This is a genomic window from Pseudomonas sp. Pmew2, assembly GCF_058129885.1.
In genome coordinates, this window is record NZ_CM176702.1 from 285,589 (window position 1) to 302,608 (window position 17,020).

Consider the following 17,020-nt stretch of genomic DNA (forward strand, 5'->3'; position numbering starts at 1 on the left):
AAAGGTGCGCCAGTGGAGCGCCGCGAGGGCGCTCCTGAGCTGTTCACATTGCTCTAGCGTTTGAACAATCCCTTGAGGGCGTCCTTGAGTTCGGGGCTGACCTTGTCACCGAGTTTTTCATTCAGCTTGTCCTCAAGCTTCTCGCTGATCCGGTCGCCTGCCAGCCTGGCAGCGATCTGGCCCACGCCTTCCTTGTCCAGGCGGCAGGCTTTGGCACCCAGTTCCAGCGGGCCGCGGCACTGCACCGGCCACTCGATGCCGACAAAGCGCGGATTGATCTCGCACGCTGGGTCCGGCATGTCGCTCTTGTCGCCTTCGACGATGATGCCGACGCGGTAATTCATGCCCAGTACGCGCAGATCGACGTCGCCGTTACCGTTGACGGCCATGCCCGGCGTACGAACCTTGAGGTCCGGGTTGCTGGCCACGCCGTTGCGTATCACCAGATTGCCGTTGAGCTGCTGGAAAGGAGTGTCCTTGGCGCGCGGTTCGCCGCTAAGCGTCTTGCGGTTGAGGATCGAAATACCCTTGCACAGCTGCTGCTCCAGGTTGGCATTGACCAGTACGCCGTTATTGAGTGCAAAGCTGGCGGTGCCGTTCAGGCTGTCGATCAGGGCTTTTTCGCTGTTGCCTGTGCCGGTCAGGCTGCTGTCTAGGTTCAGCAGGCCACGCACTGGCGGCGTCTGGCCCTGGCTTTCCAGAATGCGTTCGACCGGTACTTTGGCAATGCGCGTCTGTACCGTGGCCACAGGCGTGTCCGGACGCGCGTCCAGATTGCCCTTGACCTCGAAGTTGCCGTTGTACAGGTCGCCACTCAGCGTATCGACCTTGATAAGACCACCGTTGGCTTGGGTCTTGAACGCTGCGTTGTCGATGGGCAGTTTGTTCAGGGTCAGTTTGCCGAAGCTCAGGTCAGCCTCGACATCCAGCGTACGCAAGCGCTCCAGCGGCAGCAGCCTGGCAGTGCTCCAGGCGGCCTTGGTCGGTTGTTCGGGCAGCGGTGAGTCGCCCGCAGCAGCGGCGGCTTCACCGGACTGAACCTCGGATTTGCGCGCGGCCTTGGCACCTTTGCTTTCTTCGCTCTCAGCTGGACGATAGCGGTCGGCGTCGAAGGTATCGCCCTTGAGCTGGACACGCAGCGCCTGTTTGGCGAAGTCGTCCACGGCGATGCGACCGGTGAAGGTGCTGTCGTCGACTTTCAGATTGAGGTTTTCCAGCGCAAGGCTGGTGGGCGTGCCGGCGAGGCGTGTGACCATTTCAACCTTGCTCAGCGCGCCCTCGGACATGGCGGGCAATGGCTGGCCGATGTTTTCGAAGAAGGTGCGCAGGTCGAGCTGGGCGATGGACAGGCCGCCGCTGATCTGTGGCGTTTTATCCAGATCACGGGCACGCAGTTCGCCCAGTGCACGCAACTGGTTGGCTGACACTTTGAGGCTGTTCCATTCGGCGATATTGGCGGCAAGGTCTACCAGCAGCTGGCCCTGCGCCGAGAAAGTGACGGTCTTGCCCTGCAGCGGCTCGCCTGCGACTTCGCCGGACAAGCGCATGTCTTCGAATTGATAGCGCTTGAGTACGCGGTCCATGCGCAGTTCGCCGACCAGTTCGGTCTTGGCGCGCACGACGGGCTGGTTGGTGCTCAGGAACGCCGTCAGTTTGATCGGGATGTTGGATGCTTCACGAATTGGTCCGGTGCTCAGTTGAATGCTCTCGGCCGTGAAGGTTCGGCCTTTGCGGGCATCACTGTAATCCACGCGGGCGTTGTTGACAGTCAGGCTGTCGATATCCAGCCGGATGGGCTGGGAAGGGCGATCGGCCTTGGGCGCGTCCGGGGCAGGCGCAGGGGTTGGTTCGCCAGGCGCTGCGGTGGTTGCGACAGCGGGCTTGCCGATGTCCTCCCAGTTGCCATGACCGTTTTCGTCACGGTGCAGGGCCAGGTTAAGGCCTTCGACGCGGATGTCACTCATCTGCACCTGACGACGAAGCAGCGGCAGGACACGTACGGACAGGCCGAGCATCTGCACATCGGCAAACGGCTGATCGGGGGCGGTCAGGGTGGCGACATGGGCGTCGTGCAATTCCAGGCCGAGCCAGGGGAACAGGCTCCAGCCGATATCACCGTTGAGCGTCAGCTCGACGTTGGCCTTGTCGCGTGCCAGCTGGCGAATCTCGTCTTTGTAGTCGTTGGGATCAAACAGGTGGGTCAGGGCGAAGCCGAGAGCCACGATGATCAGCAACAGCCCGAGAATAAACAGCCCCAGGATTTTGCCGAACGCTTTCATGGGCGAGTCCTTGTGTCGATATTCAAAAATAGCCCGTGAGTATACCGCTCTGACGCGCGTACCGGGCTGCGGATGCCTTTATTGCTGTCCGGTCGCCGGTTTGAGGTAGCAACGCTCCTCTCGACCCTACAGCTACATAGCTTTTCTGCCTCAACTAAGGTTTTGACAGGCTTTTCCTTATCATTTAATTGATTGCATCTATGGCGTCATAGAGCGCGCGGATTAACCGATAAAATAGATAATAAAAAGCATGTAACGAGATGCTTATTTGCCATCAGACAGTGATAGTCTCCGTTTTTGCTGGCTCAGGTGCGTCTTTTTGTCACGTATCTGAACAACCTGCCGATAAAACAGACATGGCCGCTCGGCATGGAGTCTGTGGCGGACCAGCGGACCATCTGCGAGCTTCACACATTGGGGTAATTATAATGAGCACAAGCACAGCCTTGGGCGGCGACGCCGTTCAGCCTGCGTTCTTGTCCAAAGAGCGCATTATCGCCAAGCCCGGTTTCAACCGTTGGCTTGTTCCACCAGCAGCATTGGCCATCCATCTTTGTATCGGTATGGCTTACGGCTTCTCGGTGTTCTGGTTGCCGTTGTCCAAGGCCGTGGGTATTACTGCACCCGTCGCCTGTACTCCGGACATGGGGTTCTTCGCGCAGATGTTCGCGTCGACCTGTGACTGGCAGATCTCCATGCTGGGCTGGATCTACACCCTGTTCTTCATTTTCCTGGGTTGCTCGGCTGCCATCTGGGGTGGCTGGCTGGAGCACGCAGGTCCACGCAAGGCCGGTGTTGTTTCGGCCCTCTGCTGGTGCGGTGGCTTGCTGATTTCCGCACTGGGCATTTATACGCACCAGATCTGGTTGATGTGGCTGGGCTCGGGGGTTATCGGCGGCATTGGTCTGGGGCTGGGCTATATCTCCCCCGTTTCGACCCTGATCAAGTGGTTCCCGGACAAGCGCGGCATGGCGACCGGTATGGCGATCATGGGCTTTGGTGGCGGCGCGATGGTGGGTGCACCGCTGGCCACTGCGCTGATGGGTCACTTTGCCTCGGCTGAAAGCGTTGGCGTCTGGCAGAGCTTCGTGGTGATGGCGGTGATCTACTTCATCTTCATGATCGGTGGCGCGCTGGGCTATCGCGTTCCGCCAACCGGCTGGAAACCTGAAGGCTGGACCGCTCCGGCTGCCAAGGCCAAGAACTCGATGATCACCAACCGTCACGTGCACGTCAGCGTGGCCTGGAAGACACCGCAGTTCCGTCTGGTCTGGCTGGTGCTGTGCCTGAACGTATCGGCCGGTATCGGCATTCTGGGCATGGCTTCGCCGCTGTTGCAGGAAGTGTTCGCCGGCAAACTGCTGGGCGTCGATCTGACCTTCAGCCAGCTCAATGCCGACCAACTGAAAGCCATTGCTGCGATTGCAGCCGGCTTCACGGGTCTGTTGAGTCTGTTCAACATCGGCGGTCGTTTCTTCTGGGCTTCGTGCTCGGACTTCATCGGTCGCAAGGCAACCTACTTCGTATTCTTCGCACTGGGCTTCCTGCTTTATGCGTCGGTTCCGACCCTGAGCCACATGGGTAGCATCGCCCTGTTCGTGGCCGCGTTCTGCATCGTGCTGTCGATGTACGGTGGCGGTTTCGCGACGGTTCCGGCTTATCTGGCTGACCTGTTCGGTACGCAGATGGTCGGCGCGATCCACGGTCGTCTGCTGACTGCCTGGGCTGCGGCCGGTGTGCTCGGTCCGGTATTGGTCAACTACCTGCGTGAGTACCAACTCGCCCACGGTGTTGCACGTGCCGATGCCTACGACATCACCTTGTACATCCTCTCGGGTCTGCTGGTGCTGGGCTTTATCTGCAACCTGCTGATTCGTCCGGTTGCCGACAAGTACTTCATGACCGACGCCGAGCTGGCGGCTGAACAAGCCATCGGTCACGACAAGGGTGCCAATGCCACGACTTCGCTGGAGTGGAAAGCATCCGCAGGCAGTAAGCCGCTGGTCATCGCCGCCTGGCTGGCCGTAGGCATCCCGCTGGCGTGGGGCGTCTGGATTACCCTGCAAAAAACCGCAGTGCTGTTCCACTAAAAGCCTGTAGGTAACAGATAAGCGCTTGCACTTAGGTGCAGGCGCTTTTTTTTGTGCGCAGAATTCTTGTTCCACGCACTCTGAATCGGACGCAGAGCGTCCCACTATAGTTGAGGCTATCGTTCCACACGCTCCAGTGTGGGAATGCCGTTCGTGACGCTCTGCGTCAACTATCTGCGGCTCAATGTGTTTGATGCACTGCCCGTTCCCCCGCAGACGCTGCTACATTAGCAACCCCTGTTCTTATTGCCTGTAGGAGTTGTTTGCATGCTAGCCCACGTGGAGTCATACGCTGGTGATCCGATCCTTTCCCTGATGGAAACCTTTGGCAAGGATTCCCGTGTGGACAAGGTCAATCTGAGCATCGGCTTGTATTACGACGCGCAGGGCCGTATCCCTCAGCTGGCATGCGTAGCAACGGCACAACAGCAACTGGCCGAGGGCGAGCAGGAGGCTTCTGTCTATCTGCCGATGGAAGGCCTGGCGGCTTATCGGCAGGCAGTGCAGACCCTGTTGTTCGGGGCGGATCACCCGCTTGTGCAGGCAGGACGCGTGGCGACCATCCAGACCGTGGGCGGCTCCGGCGCGCTGAAAGTAGGTGCCGACTTCCTCAAGTATGCCTTCCCGGACTCGCAGGTCTGGGTCAGCGATCCGACCTGGGAAAACCACAACGCGCTGTTCGGTGGTGCAGGCTTCAAGGTCAACAGCTACCCGTATTTCGACGCGCAGACTGGCGGGGTCAGGTTCGAGGCCATGCTCGATACGGTGCAGGGTCTGCCTGCGCAGAGCATCCTTTTGCTGCACCCGTGCTGCCATAACCCGACCGGTGCCGATCTGACAGTTGCGCAATGGGACCGCCTGATCGAAGTGATCAAGGATCGTCAGCTCATCGCGTTTCTGGATATTGCCTATCAGGGCTTCGGCAAGGGCATTGATGAGGATGCCTATGCCATCCGCGCAATGGCCAACGCAGGTGTTACAACGCTGGTCAGTAACTCGTTCTCGAAAATTTTCTCGCTGTACGGCGAGCGGGTAGGCGGGCTGTCGGTGGTTTGTGAAGACGCGGCCTCCTCTGCCAACGTGTTCGGCCAGCTCAAGGCGACCGTGCGCCGCAACTACTCCAGCCCGCCTGCGCATGGCGCCTTTCTGGTTTCAAAAGTGCTCAACACGCCGCACCTGCGCGAGCAGTGGCTGAGCGAAGTCGAGGCCATGCGCGTGCGCATCATCGACATGCGCACGCGGCTGGTCGAGGTGCTGGCGCAGAAGGTTTCCGGACGTGATTTCAGCTTTATCCTCAGGCAGAGCGGGATGTTCAGCTATACCGGTCTGACGCCACAGCAGGTCGATGAACTGAAAGACGTTCACGGCATTTACATGCTGCGCAGTGGCCGGGTGTGCATGGCGGGCCTGAATGAAGGCAATATCGACAAGGTATGTAACGCAATCGCGAGCCTCTTCACCCACTAAATGCCCTGCTGGTCGTCTGTTTGCTTCATGGCGGGCGCATCTGGGCCTATAATGCTCGCCTTTTTTCGCCCAATGATTTTGCGGAGCTGGTGATGGCCGAACGTAAGGCGTACGTCGAGCGTAATACTCTGGAAACCCAGATCAAAGCCTCGATCAACCTGGATGGCACCGGAAAGGCCCGATTCGATATCGGTGTGCCTTTTCTTGAGCACATGCTCGACCAGATCGCCCGGCACGGGCTGATCGACCTGGACATCGAGTGCAAGGGTGACCTGGCAATCGACGATCACCACACGGTGGAAGACGTTGGTATCACCGTGGGGCAGGCGTTCAGCCAGGCCATCGGCGACAAGAAAGGCATTCGTCGTTACGGCCACGCCTATGTGCCGCTCGACGAAGCGCTGTCGCGCGTGGTCATCGACTTTTCGGGTCGTCCGGGCCTGCAGATGCATGTGCCGTATACCCGTGCCACGGTGGGTGGCTTTGATGTGGACCTGTTTCAGGAGTTCTTCCAGGGCTTCGTCAACCACGCGAACGTGACGCTGCACATCGACAACCTGCGTGGCACCAACACTCACCACCAGATCGAGACCGTGTTCAAGGCTTTCGGTCGCGCGCTGCGCATGGCGGTCGAGCTGGATGAGCGCATGGCCGGGCAAATGCCATCCACCAAGGGTGTGCTCTGATGCAGACGGTTGCGGTCATCGATTACGGTATGGGCAACCTGCACTCTGTCGCCAAGGCGCTTGAGCACGTAGGCGCAGGCCGTGTGCTGATTACCAGTGACGCCAAGGTGATTCGCGAAGCCGACCGTGTGGTGTTTCCGGGTGTGGGCGCGATTCGCGACTGCATGGCCGAGATTCGCCGTCTGGGCTTTGATTCGCTGGTCAGGGAAGTCAGCCAGGACCGTCCGTTTCTCGGCATCTGCGTCGGCATGCAGGCGTTGCTCGACAGAAGTGAAGAGAGCGGCGGCGTGGACTGCATCGGTCTTTTTCCTGGCCAGGTGAAGTTTTTCGGCAAGGACCTGTATGAAGAAGGCGAGCACCTGAAAGTGCCGCACATGGGCTGGAATCAGGTCGCTCAGGCGGTGGATCACCCGCTGTGGCATGACATTCCGGATCTGGCGCGTTTCTACTTCGTGCACAGTTTCTACATCGATGCCGCGAACCAGCGTCAGGTGGTCGGGCGCGGTCACTACGGCCTCGACTTTGCCGCCGCGCTGGCCGACGGTTCGCGCTTCGCCGTGCAATTTCACCCGGAAAAGAGCCACACCCACGGCCTGCAATTGCTGCAGAACTTCGCTGCCTGGGATGGTCGCTGGTAATCGTATGAGCAAAACCAAGAGCAAGCCGCCGATTCTGACCCTTTCGCCCGAGCATGAGCAGCAGGCGATCGACAAGCTCAAGCGCCTGTTCGCAGAGCGCTTCGAGCTGGAGCTGGGTACGTTTGAAGTGGCTGAGGTACTGGAATTGTTCACCCGCGAGATTGCCCCGCATTACTACAATCGCGCTATTTTCGATGTTCAGCAGCAGCTCAAGGAGCGGTTCGAGAGCATCGAAAGCGATCTCTGGGCGCTCGAAAAGAATTGAATAGAAGCAGCTTTGAGCTTCAGGCTTCAAGCCGCAAGAATCAGTGAGTACGCATACTTGCAGCTAATCGCTTGCAGCTTGCCGCTCTTTTTGACCAAGGAATAAGCATGCTGATTATCCCCGCTATCGACCTCAAAGACGGTGCCTGTGTGCGTCTGCGTCAGGGCCGGATGGAAGATTCCACAGTGTTCTCCGATGATCCGGTGGCCATGGCCGCCAAGTGGGTCGACGGTGGTTGCCGCCGTCTGCATCTGGTCGATCTGAACGGTGCGTTCGAAGGACAGCCGGTCAACGGTGATGTGGTCACGGCCATCGCCAGGCGCTACCCGAACCTGCCGATCCAGATCGGTGGCGGCATCCGTTCGCTGGAAACCATCGAGCACTACGTCAAGGCGGGCGTGAGCTACGTCATCATCGGCACCAAGGCCGTCAAAGAGCCCGAGTTCGTGGCTGAAGCCTGCCGTGCGTTCCCCGGCAAGGTGATCGTCGGTCTGGATGCCAAGGACGGTTTCGTCGCCACCGATGGCTGGGCTGAAGTCAGCTCGGTTCAGGTCATTGATCTGGCCAAGCGTTTTGAAGCCGATGGCGTGTCTGCCATTGTCTACACCGACATCGCCAAAGACGGCATGATGCAGGGCTGCAACATCCCGTTCACCGCGGCGCTGGCGGCGGCTACGCGGATCCCGGTGATTGCTTCGGGTGGCATTCATAACCTGGGCGACATTCAGGCGCTGTTGAATGCGAAGGCTCCGGGCATCATCGGCGCAATCACCGGTCGTGCGATCTACGAAGGTACGCTGGATGTGGCCGAAGCCCAGGCGCTCTGCGACCGCGAACAACGCTGAATAGCTGGAGACTGACCCTGTGGCCCTAGCCAAACGCATCATCCCTTGCCTGGACGTCGACAACGGTCGAGTGGTCAAGGGTGTCAAGTTCGAGAACATCCGGGATGCAGGCGATCCGGTGGAAATTGCTCGTCGTTACGATGAGCAGGGTGCAGACGAAATCACTTTTCTCGACATCACTGCCAGCGTCGATGGCCGTGACACCACGCTGCACACCGTCGAGCGCATGGCCAGTCAGGTGTTCATTCCGCTGACTGTCGGTGGCGGCGTGCGTACCGTGCAGGACATCCGCAACCTGCTCAATGCGGGCGCGGACAAGGTGTCGATCAACACGGCAGCGGTGTTCAACCCTGAGTTTGTCGGTGAAGCCGCCGCTCGTTTCGGGTCGCAGTGCATTGTGGTCGCTATTGATGCCAAGAAGGTCTCCGGCCCGGGTGAAACCCCGCGCTGGGAAATCTTCACCCACGGTGGACGCAAACCCACCGGGCTGGACGCGGTGCTCTGGGCGAAAAAGATGGAAGACCTGGGGGCTGGCGAGATCCTGCTGACCAGCATGGACCAGGACGGCATGAAGAACGGCTTTGACCTGGGCGTCACTCGCGCCATCAGTGATGCGCTGGGCATCCCGGTGATTGCTTCCGGTGGTGTCGGCAACCTTGAGCATCTGGCCGCCGGCGTCATCGAAGGCCACGCCAGTGCCGTGCTGGCGGCGAGTATTTTCCACTTTGGCGAATACACCGTTCCCGAAGCAAAGGCTTATATGGCCAGTCGCGGGATTGTGGTGCGCTGAGTACTGCGCATCAAAGCGGGCGTCGCTTGTTTCAGACCATGGGTTTGAAACAGCCGGCGCTCGCTCTGTTTCAGCCCTGTGGCATTCGAGTATTACCTGTAAGCGACATCGCCGGACAGCGCGCTAGACAGTGCGCCGGGTTCACGGCACTCTGCATGCGTCGTTCATGATCGAGTGCTGGAACATGTTCAAACGTCTATTTCTCGCACTGATCGGTGTCGGCTTGTTGCTGAATGAAACTGCGCGAGCCAGCGACTCAACGCCTTATTCCATGGTGTTGCTCACCGAGAATTTCCCGCCGTTCAACATGGCGGTCGATGGCAGGAATTTCGCGCAGGAAAACAACATCGACGGTATTGCCGCTGAAGTGGTGCGCGAGATGTTCAAGCGCGCAAACATTGGTTACAGCATGACCCTGCGTTTTCCGTGGGACCGGGTTTACAAGCTTGCCCTCGACAAGCCCGGTTATGGTGTGTTCTCCACCACTCGCCTGCCTGAGCGGGAAAAACTGTTCAAATGGGTGGGTCCGGTAGGCTCCTATGACTGGATCATGCTCGCCCGCGGCGACAGCCCCGTCACGTTAACGTCGCTTGAGCAGGCAAAGAACTACAGGATTGGTGCCTATAAAGGCGACGCCATCGGCGAGCGTCTGAACGCGATGGGCCTTAACCCGATTTTGATGCTGCGTGACCGGGACAACGTGAAAAAGCTCGACAATGGTCAGATCGATCTGTGGGCCGTGGGCGATCCGGTTGGCCGCTATCTGGCGAAACTGGAAGGGGTCACGGGGTTCAAGACCGCGCTGCGTTTCAACAGCGCCGAACTTTACCTGGCAGTCAACAAGAGCACGCCTGACGACGTTGTGGCTCGCCTGCAGAAAGCCCTCGACCAGATGCGTGCCGAGGGTTGGGTCGACGCGGTCAAGACGCGCTATCAGTAATCGCTCAACCTGCTGCGGGAAGGGTGTCTTCGCGTACATTGGAAGGCTGCCCATTGATGTCATGGGCGTAAGTGCAGATCTTCAACGGCAGCAGTGTCTGGCGGGCCCACCTTGACCGTGTAATGGTCGATCGGGCGATGTTCGTACGACCAACTGACCGATAATGCGCCCAACCGGTTTTTCCCAATAACCACCTGTGGCTCGGGCGTCGGTCCCGCCAGCTGCAGTTCTATGGCAAGCGCAAGCGGCTGGATGCCATCGTCGATCAGCGTTTCGAGCGTTGGCTGCAATTCGACAATCGCCAGATCCACGCCCTGCATGCTGCTCCAGCTGACGCGTTTCAATGAATAGCTGCGTGCCACGCTGTCAGTGAAAAATTGAACTGGACGCTGCCTTCGATCTCTCCATCAGTAATGATCAGACCGTTCTGCCGACTGATGCAGTGGCCGCTGGTGAGTGCATAGGCAGGCGCATCAGGCGTGCTATCGGCGCTTCGAGTATCGATCAGCGTCGCCGTACAGTTCGAGCCCGACCTGCTGTTGATACGGCCGATGCCGTTCCAGTGGTCGCGTGAGCCGTCGGCGTTCAGCAGAACTTTGGACGGGGCAAGGGAAAGTAGTCCTTCGCCCAGGTCTGCCGCCGCATGAATGGAAAAGGGCAGCAGTGCGGCGATACAGCACGCACCTGTAATCGTTGTTGGTTTCATCATCCTCCTTGATAGCAGTATCTTGGCCTCCGTCATGGAGACACCTTCCTTTAAGTCAGAATTGACACGTTTATCAAAGCTGAAGCGGTGGTGGACATGGAGCGCAGATATATCGGACTTCGTATAGGGAAAGTGCTGACACAGACTGTGAGTGATCAGCTATAAAACCCATATTCCTCTGTTGCCGTAAGCGGTAGTCAGGCTGAACTCACATAAATTCTGGTGTCATTCATGATTTGCACTGATTGCTGATGGATAAAGGGGGGGCAAGGTCGTCTGCCTGATGAACATTTATCGCGATACATCTTGGTTCTGGCGGTTTCCTGCAGACAAAAAAAGCCCCGCCGAAGCGAGGCTTTTTTCCTTCAGCCTTTACAGGCTGTCGAATGCGTCGCAAATCCATTCCCAGGTCCTGTAGGCACTGAAAATATTCATCGCTAGGCGCAGCAGGCGTTTTATAGGCCGCATACTGTTGTCCTCGTGAAAGGACTGCCTCTCTTGGCGCCTCCCAGCCAAACTCCAAGTCGGTCTCACGCGAATGATCCCTTGAGGCTGGTCCAGCTTCGGGCCTTTCGATAAAGCCGAGACGGGTTCCTAGGCCCGCGTCAAAAGGTCCTGCAACAGGCGTCACCGACTGTTGAGCCGGCTCGCATCTTACCAGTCTTTTGAGGGCCTTTTAGTAACCGCTTTTTTACCACTGGCAAAAAAATAGCCTGACCCTGGGAAATTTTCCATGAAGCAGTTTCTCGGGGCCCGTTTCGGTATATTTGAGGCCCTCAACCGGCTCTTCCAAGGGCCTAAATAGGCCATAATTTATGGTGCCATTCGCACAAAGTGTGTACTATCCGCCTCACACGCGAATGATCCCTTGGGATTGCGGAAATGGTTCCTAAGCCATTTCCATCAGAAAAGCCGCTTCCTAGAGCGGCTTTTTTGTGCCCTTTTTTTGGGAAACCTTTTCCCTATCAACTGCAATCAGGTGAGCTGATAGTGAGAGTAGAGGGCAAGTTTGAGCTCTGGCTGAGAGCGACGCGTACGATTAGCGATACACCCCATTCTTGCCATGCGCCGCACTCGCCTGATTGCCGCGTTCGCTGATCATGCTGCGCAGGTCGATCCATTCGACGCCCTGATCCTTGAGTTTGGGCAACTCGCGTTCCAGTACGTCCAGCGTGACAGGGTAGGGGTGACCGATGACCACTGCCGAGCCATGCTTGCGGGCGATTTTGATGGCGGTCTGCAATTGGCGGGTGATGGCTTCAGCCGTGCGCTCGTCGTCCAGAAACACGTCGCGCGAGACGCTGGCGAGGCCGATACGCTGCGCCTCGGCTGCCGCCACGGTTTTTGCGCTGGTGCGGCTGTCCACGAAAAACAGATGCCGTCGTTGCAGTTCGGCCATCAGCCAGGTCATCGCGACCGGTTCGGCGGTCATCCGGCTGCCCATGTGGTTATTGATGCCGGCTGCATAAGGCACTTTCAGCAGCGCCGCATTGAGTCGGCTTTCCAGTTCAGGCAAGGGTAGTTCGGGATGCCAGGCGTAAGGCCCGGTCGCCGGGTCCATCGGCATGTGCAGCATGACCGTCTTACCTGCGCGGTGAGCCTCGCGGGCAAATTCGGTGGCGTGCGGAGTGTCAGGCATGATCGCCAGCGTTACCGGGCCGGGGAGCGCCAGCGTACGGCTGTCCCGCGCCGGGTTCTGACCCAGGTCGTCGATGATCAGGCTGAGATAGGCCTTCGGCGGCTTGCCGGTGTTCTCGGCTGGCGCTGCATGGGCAGCACCAGTGATCGAGAGTGTCAGCAGTAACAGAGCGAGAGCGCGCATCCGTCAATTGCCGCGAGTGATACTCAGCCCTTTCAGCAGGCTGAGCGCCTGGCTGAGCTGGAAGTCATCATCCTGCGGACGCGCCTTGGCTGCTGCGCCACCCTTGACGGTTGGCTTGTCGGCACCGCCGTTGCCGTTGCCCAGGTGACCCATCAGGTCGGCTTCCTTGTAGTTCTCGCCGTCTGCTTCGCTGGTGACCTTGGCCCGACGTACCACGATGTCCGGGTTGATACCCTGCGCCTGGATCGAGCGACCGTTCGGCGTGTAATACAACGCTGTGGTGATCTTCAGAGCGCGATCGTTGTTCAGCGGCAGAACGGTTTGTACCGAGCCTTTGCCGAAGGTATCGGTGCCCATCAGAATCCCGCGTTTCTGGTCTTGCAGGGCACCGGCGACGATTTCCGACGCAGAGGCGCTGCCGCCGTTGATCAGCACCACCAGCGGCACGCCTTCGCTGGCGTCTGCCGGGTCTGCCGAGAAACGCAATTCGGAGTTGGCGATGCGGCCTTTGGTGTAGACGATCAGGCCCTTGGTGAGGAAGTGATCCGCCACCTGCACCGCCGATTGCAGCACGCCGCCGGGGTTGTTGCGCAGGTCGAGAATCAGGCCGCTCATCTTCTTGCCGTTGTCCTTGCGGAATTTGGCCAGCGCCTTGCCGACTTCGTCCCCGGTCTTGACCTGGAACTGAGTGATGCGGATATAGCCGTAGCCGTTCTCCAGCATCTGCGCCTTGACGCTCTTGACCTGGATGGTCGCCCGCGCCAGCGTCACATCAAACGGCGTACCGCCATCGCGCACCAGTGTCAGGGTGATCTTCTCGCCGATCTTGCCGCGCATCTTGTCGACCGCTTCCTGCATGTTCTGGCCCTGGGTCGGCGTACCGTTGATCTTCACGATCAGGTCGCCTGCCTCAATGCCAGCCTTGGAAGCAGGTGTGTCGTCGATGGGTGAAACCACCTTGACGAAACCGTCTTCGACGCCCACTTCGATGCCCAGTCCACCGAACTCGCCGCTGGTGCTTTCCTGCAGCTCCTGGAAATCTTCCGGACCCAGGTAGGCGGAGTGTGGATCAAGGTTGCTGAGCATGCCCTTGATGGCGTTTTCCAGCAGAGTCTTGTCGTCCACCGGCTCGACATAGGCCGCCTTGACCCGATCCATGACCTCGGCAAAGGTGCGCAGCTCGTCAAGCGGCAGCGGCGGCTTGGCGTTGGCATTGGGCTTGGCGGGCGAGACTGCTGCAGGCGTGGCTGGCGCGGTCTTTTCGGCAGCTTGCGCCAAAGGCGCGCCAATAACGATGGCAATTGCCAGGGCCAGCGAGGTGAGGCGGGACAAATGCAGCATGTCTAACGAACTCCTACAGATATTGACGCCGGCTTATCCTTGAGTGCGGCACCATTGGGCTGGATCGCTGGGGCGACCCTGCTGACGAATAGCAAAGTACAACGCTGCCGTGTCCTGACCGCCACTATTGCCGACCGTGGAAATCGCTTCACCGGCTTTTACAATGTCACCTGCCGACTTGAGCAGGCTCTGGTTATGCCCATACAGGGTGAGATAACCGTTGCCATGGTCGAGAATGACCAGAAGCCCGGCACCACGCAACCAGTCGGCGAACACCACTCGTCCGCCATGCACTGCATGTACCTGGCTTCCGGCTGCGGCGCTGATCATGACGCCGTCCCATTTGGTTCGCTCGTCATCACCGCGGGCTTCACCGAAACGCGCAAGCAGTCGACCATCAATAGGCCATGGAAGTTTTCCCCGGGCCTCTGCAAAAGGTCCGCCGTAGGAAACTCCGGCACTGGAAACGACTGCGCCGGGGGCTTTGACCGGGCGACGCGGTGTGGGTTCATCAGCGCTTTTACTGCTGCTGGTGCTGTTGTTACGGGCGACGGCCTCAGCTTCGCGCTGACGTTTCTCTTCGGCCTCGCGAGCGGCGACCAGCGCCTTCTGGCGAGCCTCTTCAGCTTCACGTGCCTGCCGGGCCAGGGTTTCTTCGATGGTCTTGAGAACCTTGGCCAGGTCGGCCTGATCCTGCTGACGGGCCTGCAGTTTCTGATCGCGGGCCTTGTAGTCCTGATTCAGCTTGGCCAGTGCCTGCTGACGCTCCTGATTCAGCTTGGCCAGTTCTTCGCTCTGGCTGTCCAGGTTGCTCTTCTGCACCAGCAACTGTGCCTGTTGCAGATCGATGTCTTTTTCGACATTGGCCAGCTGGCGCAGGGTTTCATTGAAGTTGCGTAGCTGCTCCAGGCGCGCCTGGCTCAGGTAATCGTAATACGTGAGGGTTCGGGCGAACTTCTCGGGGTGCTGCTGATTGAGCAACAGCTTGAGGTATTCCTGGCGGCCACTCTGATAGGCGGCGCGGGCCTGGATAGCGATCAGGCGTTGCTGTTCAACGCGAGCGCTGTTCAGTTTCTTTTTTTCACTGTCGAGCTTTTGCAGCTCGGTTTCCGTCTTTTTTAGTTCCTTTTGCAGGACCTCGACCTGCTTTTCCAACTTGCCCATTTCGGTTTCGGTGGTGCGCAGGTCCTTCTGGACGCCTGCACGTTCTTCCTGAAGCTTGCCCAGGACTTTTTGCAGCTCCGTCACATCCTGACGCGCAGCATCTATCTGTTTTTGGGTTTGCACACGCTCGTCTTCGGCAAACGCCGGATTGAGCAGGCAGATCAGAGCAAGGGCAATCAAGGCGCGAAGCATGTGGGTGGGCGATACCGAGGAATTGTGAGAAAAAATGTCAGGCTTAGTATGCCCGCCATGCGCTGCAAAAAAAACGCCCCGCAGCCACTGCTTTAGGGCTTGAAACATAAAAAACCGGCTTTGCCTGATGGCTATAGGCCGGTTTTCAGCGTTTTACTTCGCCACAAGGATCGAATGGCCCGTCATCTCTTGCGGTTTCTCCATGCCCAACAGATGCAGCATGGTCGGTGCCACGTCAGCCAGAACACCACCTTCGCGGACTTTCAGCGGGCGTTTGCCGACGTACACGAAAGGCACCGGCTCGGAGGTATGTGCGGTATGCGCCTGGCCTGTGGAGTCATCGGTCATCTGCTCGACGTTGCCGTGGTCAGCGGTAATCAGTGCTTCACCGCCGACTTTTTCCAATGCCGCGGTAATGCGACCGACGCAGACGTCCAGGCATTCCACGGCCTTGATTGCCGCTTCCATGATGCCGCTGTGGCCGACCATGTCGCCGTTGGCGTAGTTGACGATAATCACGTCATAACGCTGATGTTCGATGGCATCGACAATTTTGTCGGTCACTTCCGGCGCGCTCATTTCCGGCTGCAGGTCGTAGGTGGCGACTTTCGGCGATGGAATCAGAATGCGCTCCTCGCCCGGAAACGGTTCTTCACGACCGCCAGAGAAGAAGAACGTGACGTGCGCGTATTTTTCGGTTTCGGCGATACGCAGCTGAGTCTTGCCGTTGTCTGCCAGGTATTCACCCAGCACGTTTTTCAGGCTGCCAGCCGCAAATGCCGAGGGCGCAGGGATACTCGCCGCGTATTGGGTCAGCATCACGTAATTGACCTTGGGCTGACGGGCGCGCTCGAAATCCTTGAAATCGTCTTCGACGAACACACGGGTCAGCTCACGGGCGCGGTCGGCGCGGAAGTTCATGAACACCACAGCATCGCCGTCCTCGACACGAGCGGGTTCACCGATGCGTGTTGCTTTGACGAATTCGTCGTTCTCGTCACGCGCGTAGGCAGCTTCAAGCCCGGCAACACCGCTGTCTGCGTGAAATTCGGCGGTGCTGTCGACGATCAGGTTGTAGGCGGTGGAGACCCGGTCCCAGCGGTTGTCACGGTCCATGGCGAAGTAGCGGCCGATGATCGTGGCGGTGCGGCCCTTGCCCAGGCGAGCGAAGGTTGCGTCCATCAGCTCAAGGGATTTCTTCGCGCTGCGCGGTGGCGTGTCGCGACCGTCAAGGAAGGCGTGCAGATAGATTTTTTCTGCACCGCGCTTGACCGCCAGTTCGGCCATGGCGACCAGATGGTCCTGGTGGCTGTGCACGCCGCCATCGGACAGCAGGCCCATGATGTGCACGGCCTTGCCCGCACCGACAGCTTTATCCACAGCGGCACAGATGGTCGGGTTCTCGAAGAACTCGCCGTCGCGAATCGCTTTGGTCACTCGAGTGAAGTCCTGATACACCACGCGACCGGCACCCAGGTTCATGTGTCCGACTTCGGAGTTGCCCATCTGACCGTCCGGCAGACCGACGTCCATGCCCGACCCTGAAATCAGGCCGTTGGGCATGGTTTCGTAAAGACGATCCATGACCGGCATCTTCGCGGCCAGGATGGCATTGCCTTCATGGCTTTCGCTGTGTCCGAAGCCATCCAGGATGATAAGAACCAGAGGTTTTGGCGTGGCAGTCATAGAACCCACTCGATGCTGGTTGAATAAAGAGAGTAACAAAGTACAAGGGAGCGGCATTTTAGGGACAAGTTCAAACGGCGTCACTGCCGTACGGACTTTGGCCCACCTT

At 58.8% G+C, this 17,020-nt stretch carries 13 protein-coding genes and 1 pseudogene; 8 read left to right on the forward strand and 6 right to left on the reverse strand.

From position 1 onward, the window contains the following. Positions 1-53: 53 nt before the first annotated feature. Positions 54-2,279, reverse strand: coding sequence for an AsmA family protein (locus AC4ANK_RS01355; protein ID WP_460384000.1), 2,226 nt, complete (start codon positions 2,277-2,279; stop codon positions 54-56). A gap of 428 nt (positions 2,280-2,707) precedes the next feature. Here AC4ANK_RS01355 and AC4ANK_RS01360 point away from each other — a divergent pair, with 428 nt between their 5' ends. The 8 genes from AC4ANK_RS01360 to AC4ANK_RS01395 all read left to right on the forward strand — a co-directional run bounded on the left by AC4ANK_RS01360 (position 2,708) and on the right by AC4ANK_RS01395 (position 10,000). Then, complete coding sequence (locus AC4ANK_RS01360) at positions 2,708-4,369, forward strand: OFA family MFS transporter (protein ID WP_002555774.1); 1,662 nt, start codon at positions 2,708-2,710, stop codon at positions 4,367-4,369. 267 nt (positions 4,370-4,636) lie between these two features. Further along, positions 4,637-5,836, forward strand: a complete 1,200-nt coding sequence (locus AC4ANK_RS01365; RefSeq protein ID WP_460384002.1) for an amino acid aminotransferase — start codon at positions 4,637-4,639, stop codon at positions 5,834-5,836. Between the two features lie 92 nt (positions 5,837-5,928). Next, complete coding sequence (gene hisB / locus AC4ANK_RS01370) at positions 5,929-6,522, forward strand: imidazoleglycerol-phosphate dehydratase HisB (protein WP_002551454.1); 594 nt, start codon at positions 5,929-5,931, stop codon at positions 6,520-6,522. After that, positions 6,522-7,160 carry an imidazole glycerol phosphate synthase subunit HisH gene (gene hisH, locus AC4ANK_RS01375; RefSeq protein ID WP_002551455.1) on the forward strand — a complete coding sequence of 213 codons (639 nt, stop codon included), beginning with the start codon at positions 6,522-6,524 and terminating at the stop codon, positions 7,158-7,160. Before hisB ends, hisH begins: the two co-directional genes overlap by 1 nt. 4 nt (positions 7,161-7,164) lie before the next feature. Next, the gene (locus AC4ANK_RS01380; protein WP_002551456.1) at positions 7,165-7,425 is read left to right on the forward strand and encodes a DUF2164 domain-containing protein; all 261 of its coding nucleotides are present in this window, start codon (positions 7,165-7,167) and stop codon (positions 7,423-7,425) included. 107 nt (positions 7,426-7,532) lie between these two features. Next, the gene (gene hisA / locus AC4ANK_RS01385; protein WP_002551457.1) at positions 7,533-8,270 is read left to right on the forward strand and encodes a 1-(5-phosphoribosyl)-5-[(5-phosphoribosylamino)methylideneamino]imidazole-4-carboxamide isomerase; all 738 of its coding nucleotides are present in this window, start codon (positions 7,533-7,535) and stop codon (positions 8,268-8,270) included. Between the two features lie 19 nt (positions 8,271-8,289). Beyond that, entirely contained in the window at positions 8,290-9,060 is a 771-nt protein-coding gene (hisF, locus tag AC4ANK_RS01390) for an imidazole glycerol phosphate synthase subunit HisF (protein WP_002551458.1), read from the forward strand. A gap of 184 nt (positions 9,061-9,244) precedes the next feature. Next, positions 9,245-10,000 (forward strand): substrate-binding periplasmic protein, encoded by a 756-nt coding sequence (locus AC4ANK_RS01395; protein WP_002551459.1) that lies wholly within the window; start codon positions 9,245-9,247, stop codon positions 9,998-10,000. Positions 10,001-10,004: 4 nt separating this feature from the next. Here AC4ANK_RS01395 and AC4ANK_RS01400 read toward each other — a convergent pair. The 5 genes and pseudogenes from AC4ANK_RS01400 to gpmI all read right to left on the reverse strand — a co-directional run bounded on the left by AC4ANK_RS01400 (position 10,005) and on the right by gpmI (position 16,911). After that, positions 10,005-10,592: pseudogene (locus AC4ANK_RS01400) on the reverse strand (trypsin-like serine peptidase). A gap of 1,153 nt (positions 10,593-11,745) precedes the next feature. Beyond that, a complete protein-coding gene (locus tag AC4ANK_RS01405; RefSeq protein WP_002551462.1) occupies positions 11,746-12,528 on the reverse strand; it encodes a divergent polysaccharide deacetylase family protein in 783 nt (260 codons plus the stop codon). Positions 12,529-12,531: 3 nt separating this feature from the next. Further along, positions 12,532-13,869 (reverse strand): S41 family peptidase, encoded by a 1,338-nt coding sequence (locus tag AC4ANK_RS01410; RefSeq protein WP_002551463.1) that lies wholly within the window; start codon positions 13,867-13,869, stop codon positions 12,532-12,534. Between the two features lie 33 nt (positions 13,870-13,902). Next, the gene (locus AC4ANK_RS01415) at positions 13,903-15,225 is read right to left on the reverse strand and encodes a murein hydrolase activator EnvC family protein (protein ID WP_002551464.1); all 1,323 of its coding nucleotides are present in this window, start codon (positions 15,223-15,225) and stop codon (positions 13,903-13,905) included. A 153-nt stretch (positions 15,226-15,378) separates the two neighbouring features. Then, positions 15,379-16,911, reverse strand: coding sequence for a 2,3-bisphosphoglycerate-independent phosphoglycerate mutase (gene gpmI, locus AC4ANK_RS01420; RefSeq protein ID WP_002551465.1), 1,533 nt, complete (start codon positions 16,909-16,911; stop codon positions 15,379-15,381). Between the last annotated feature and the right edge of the window lie 109 nt (positions 16,912-17,020).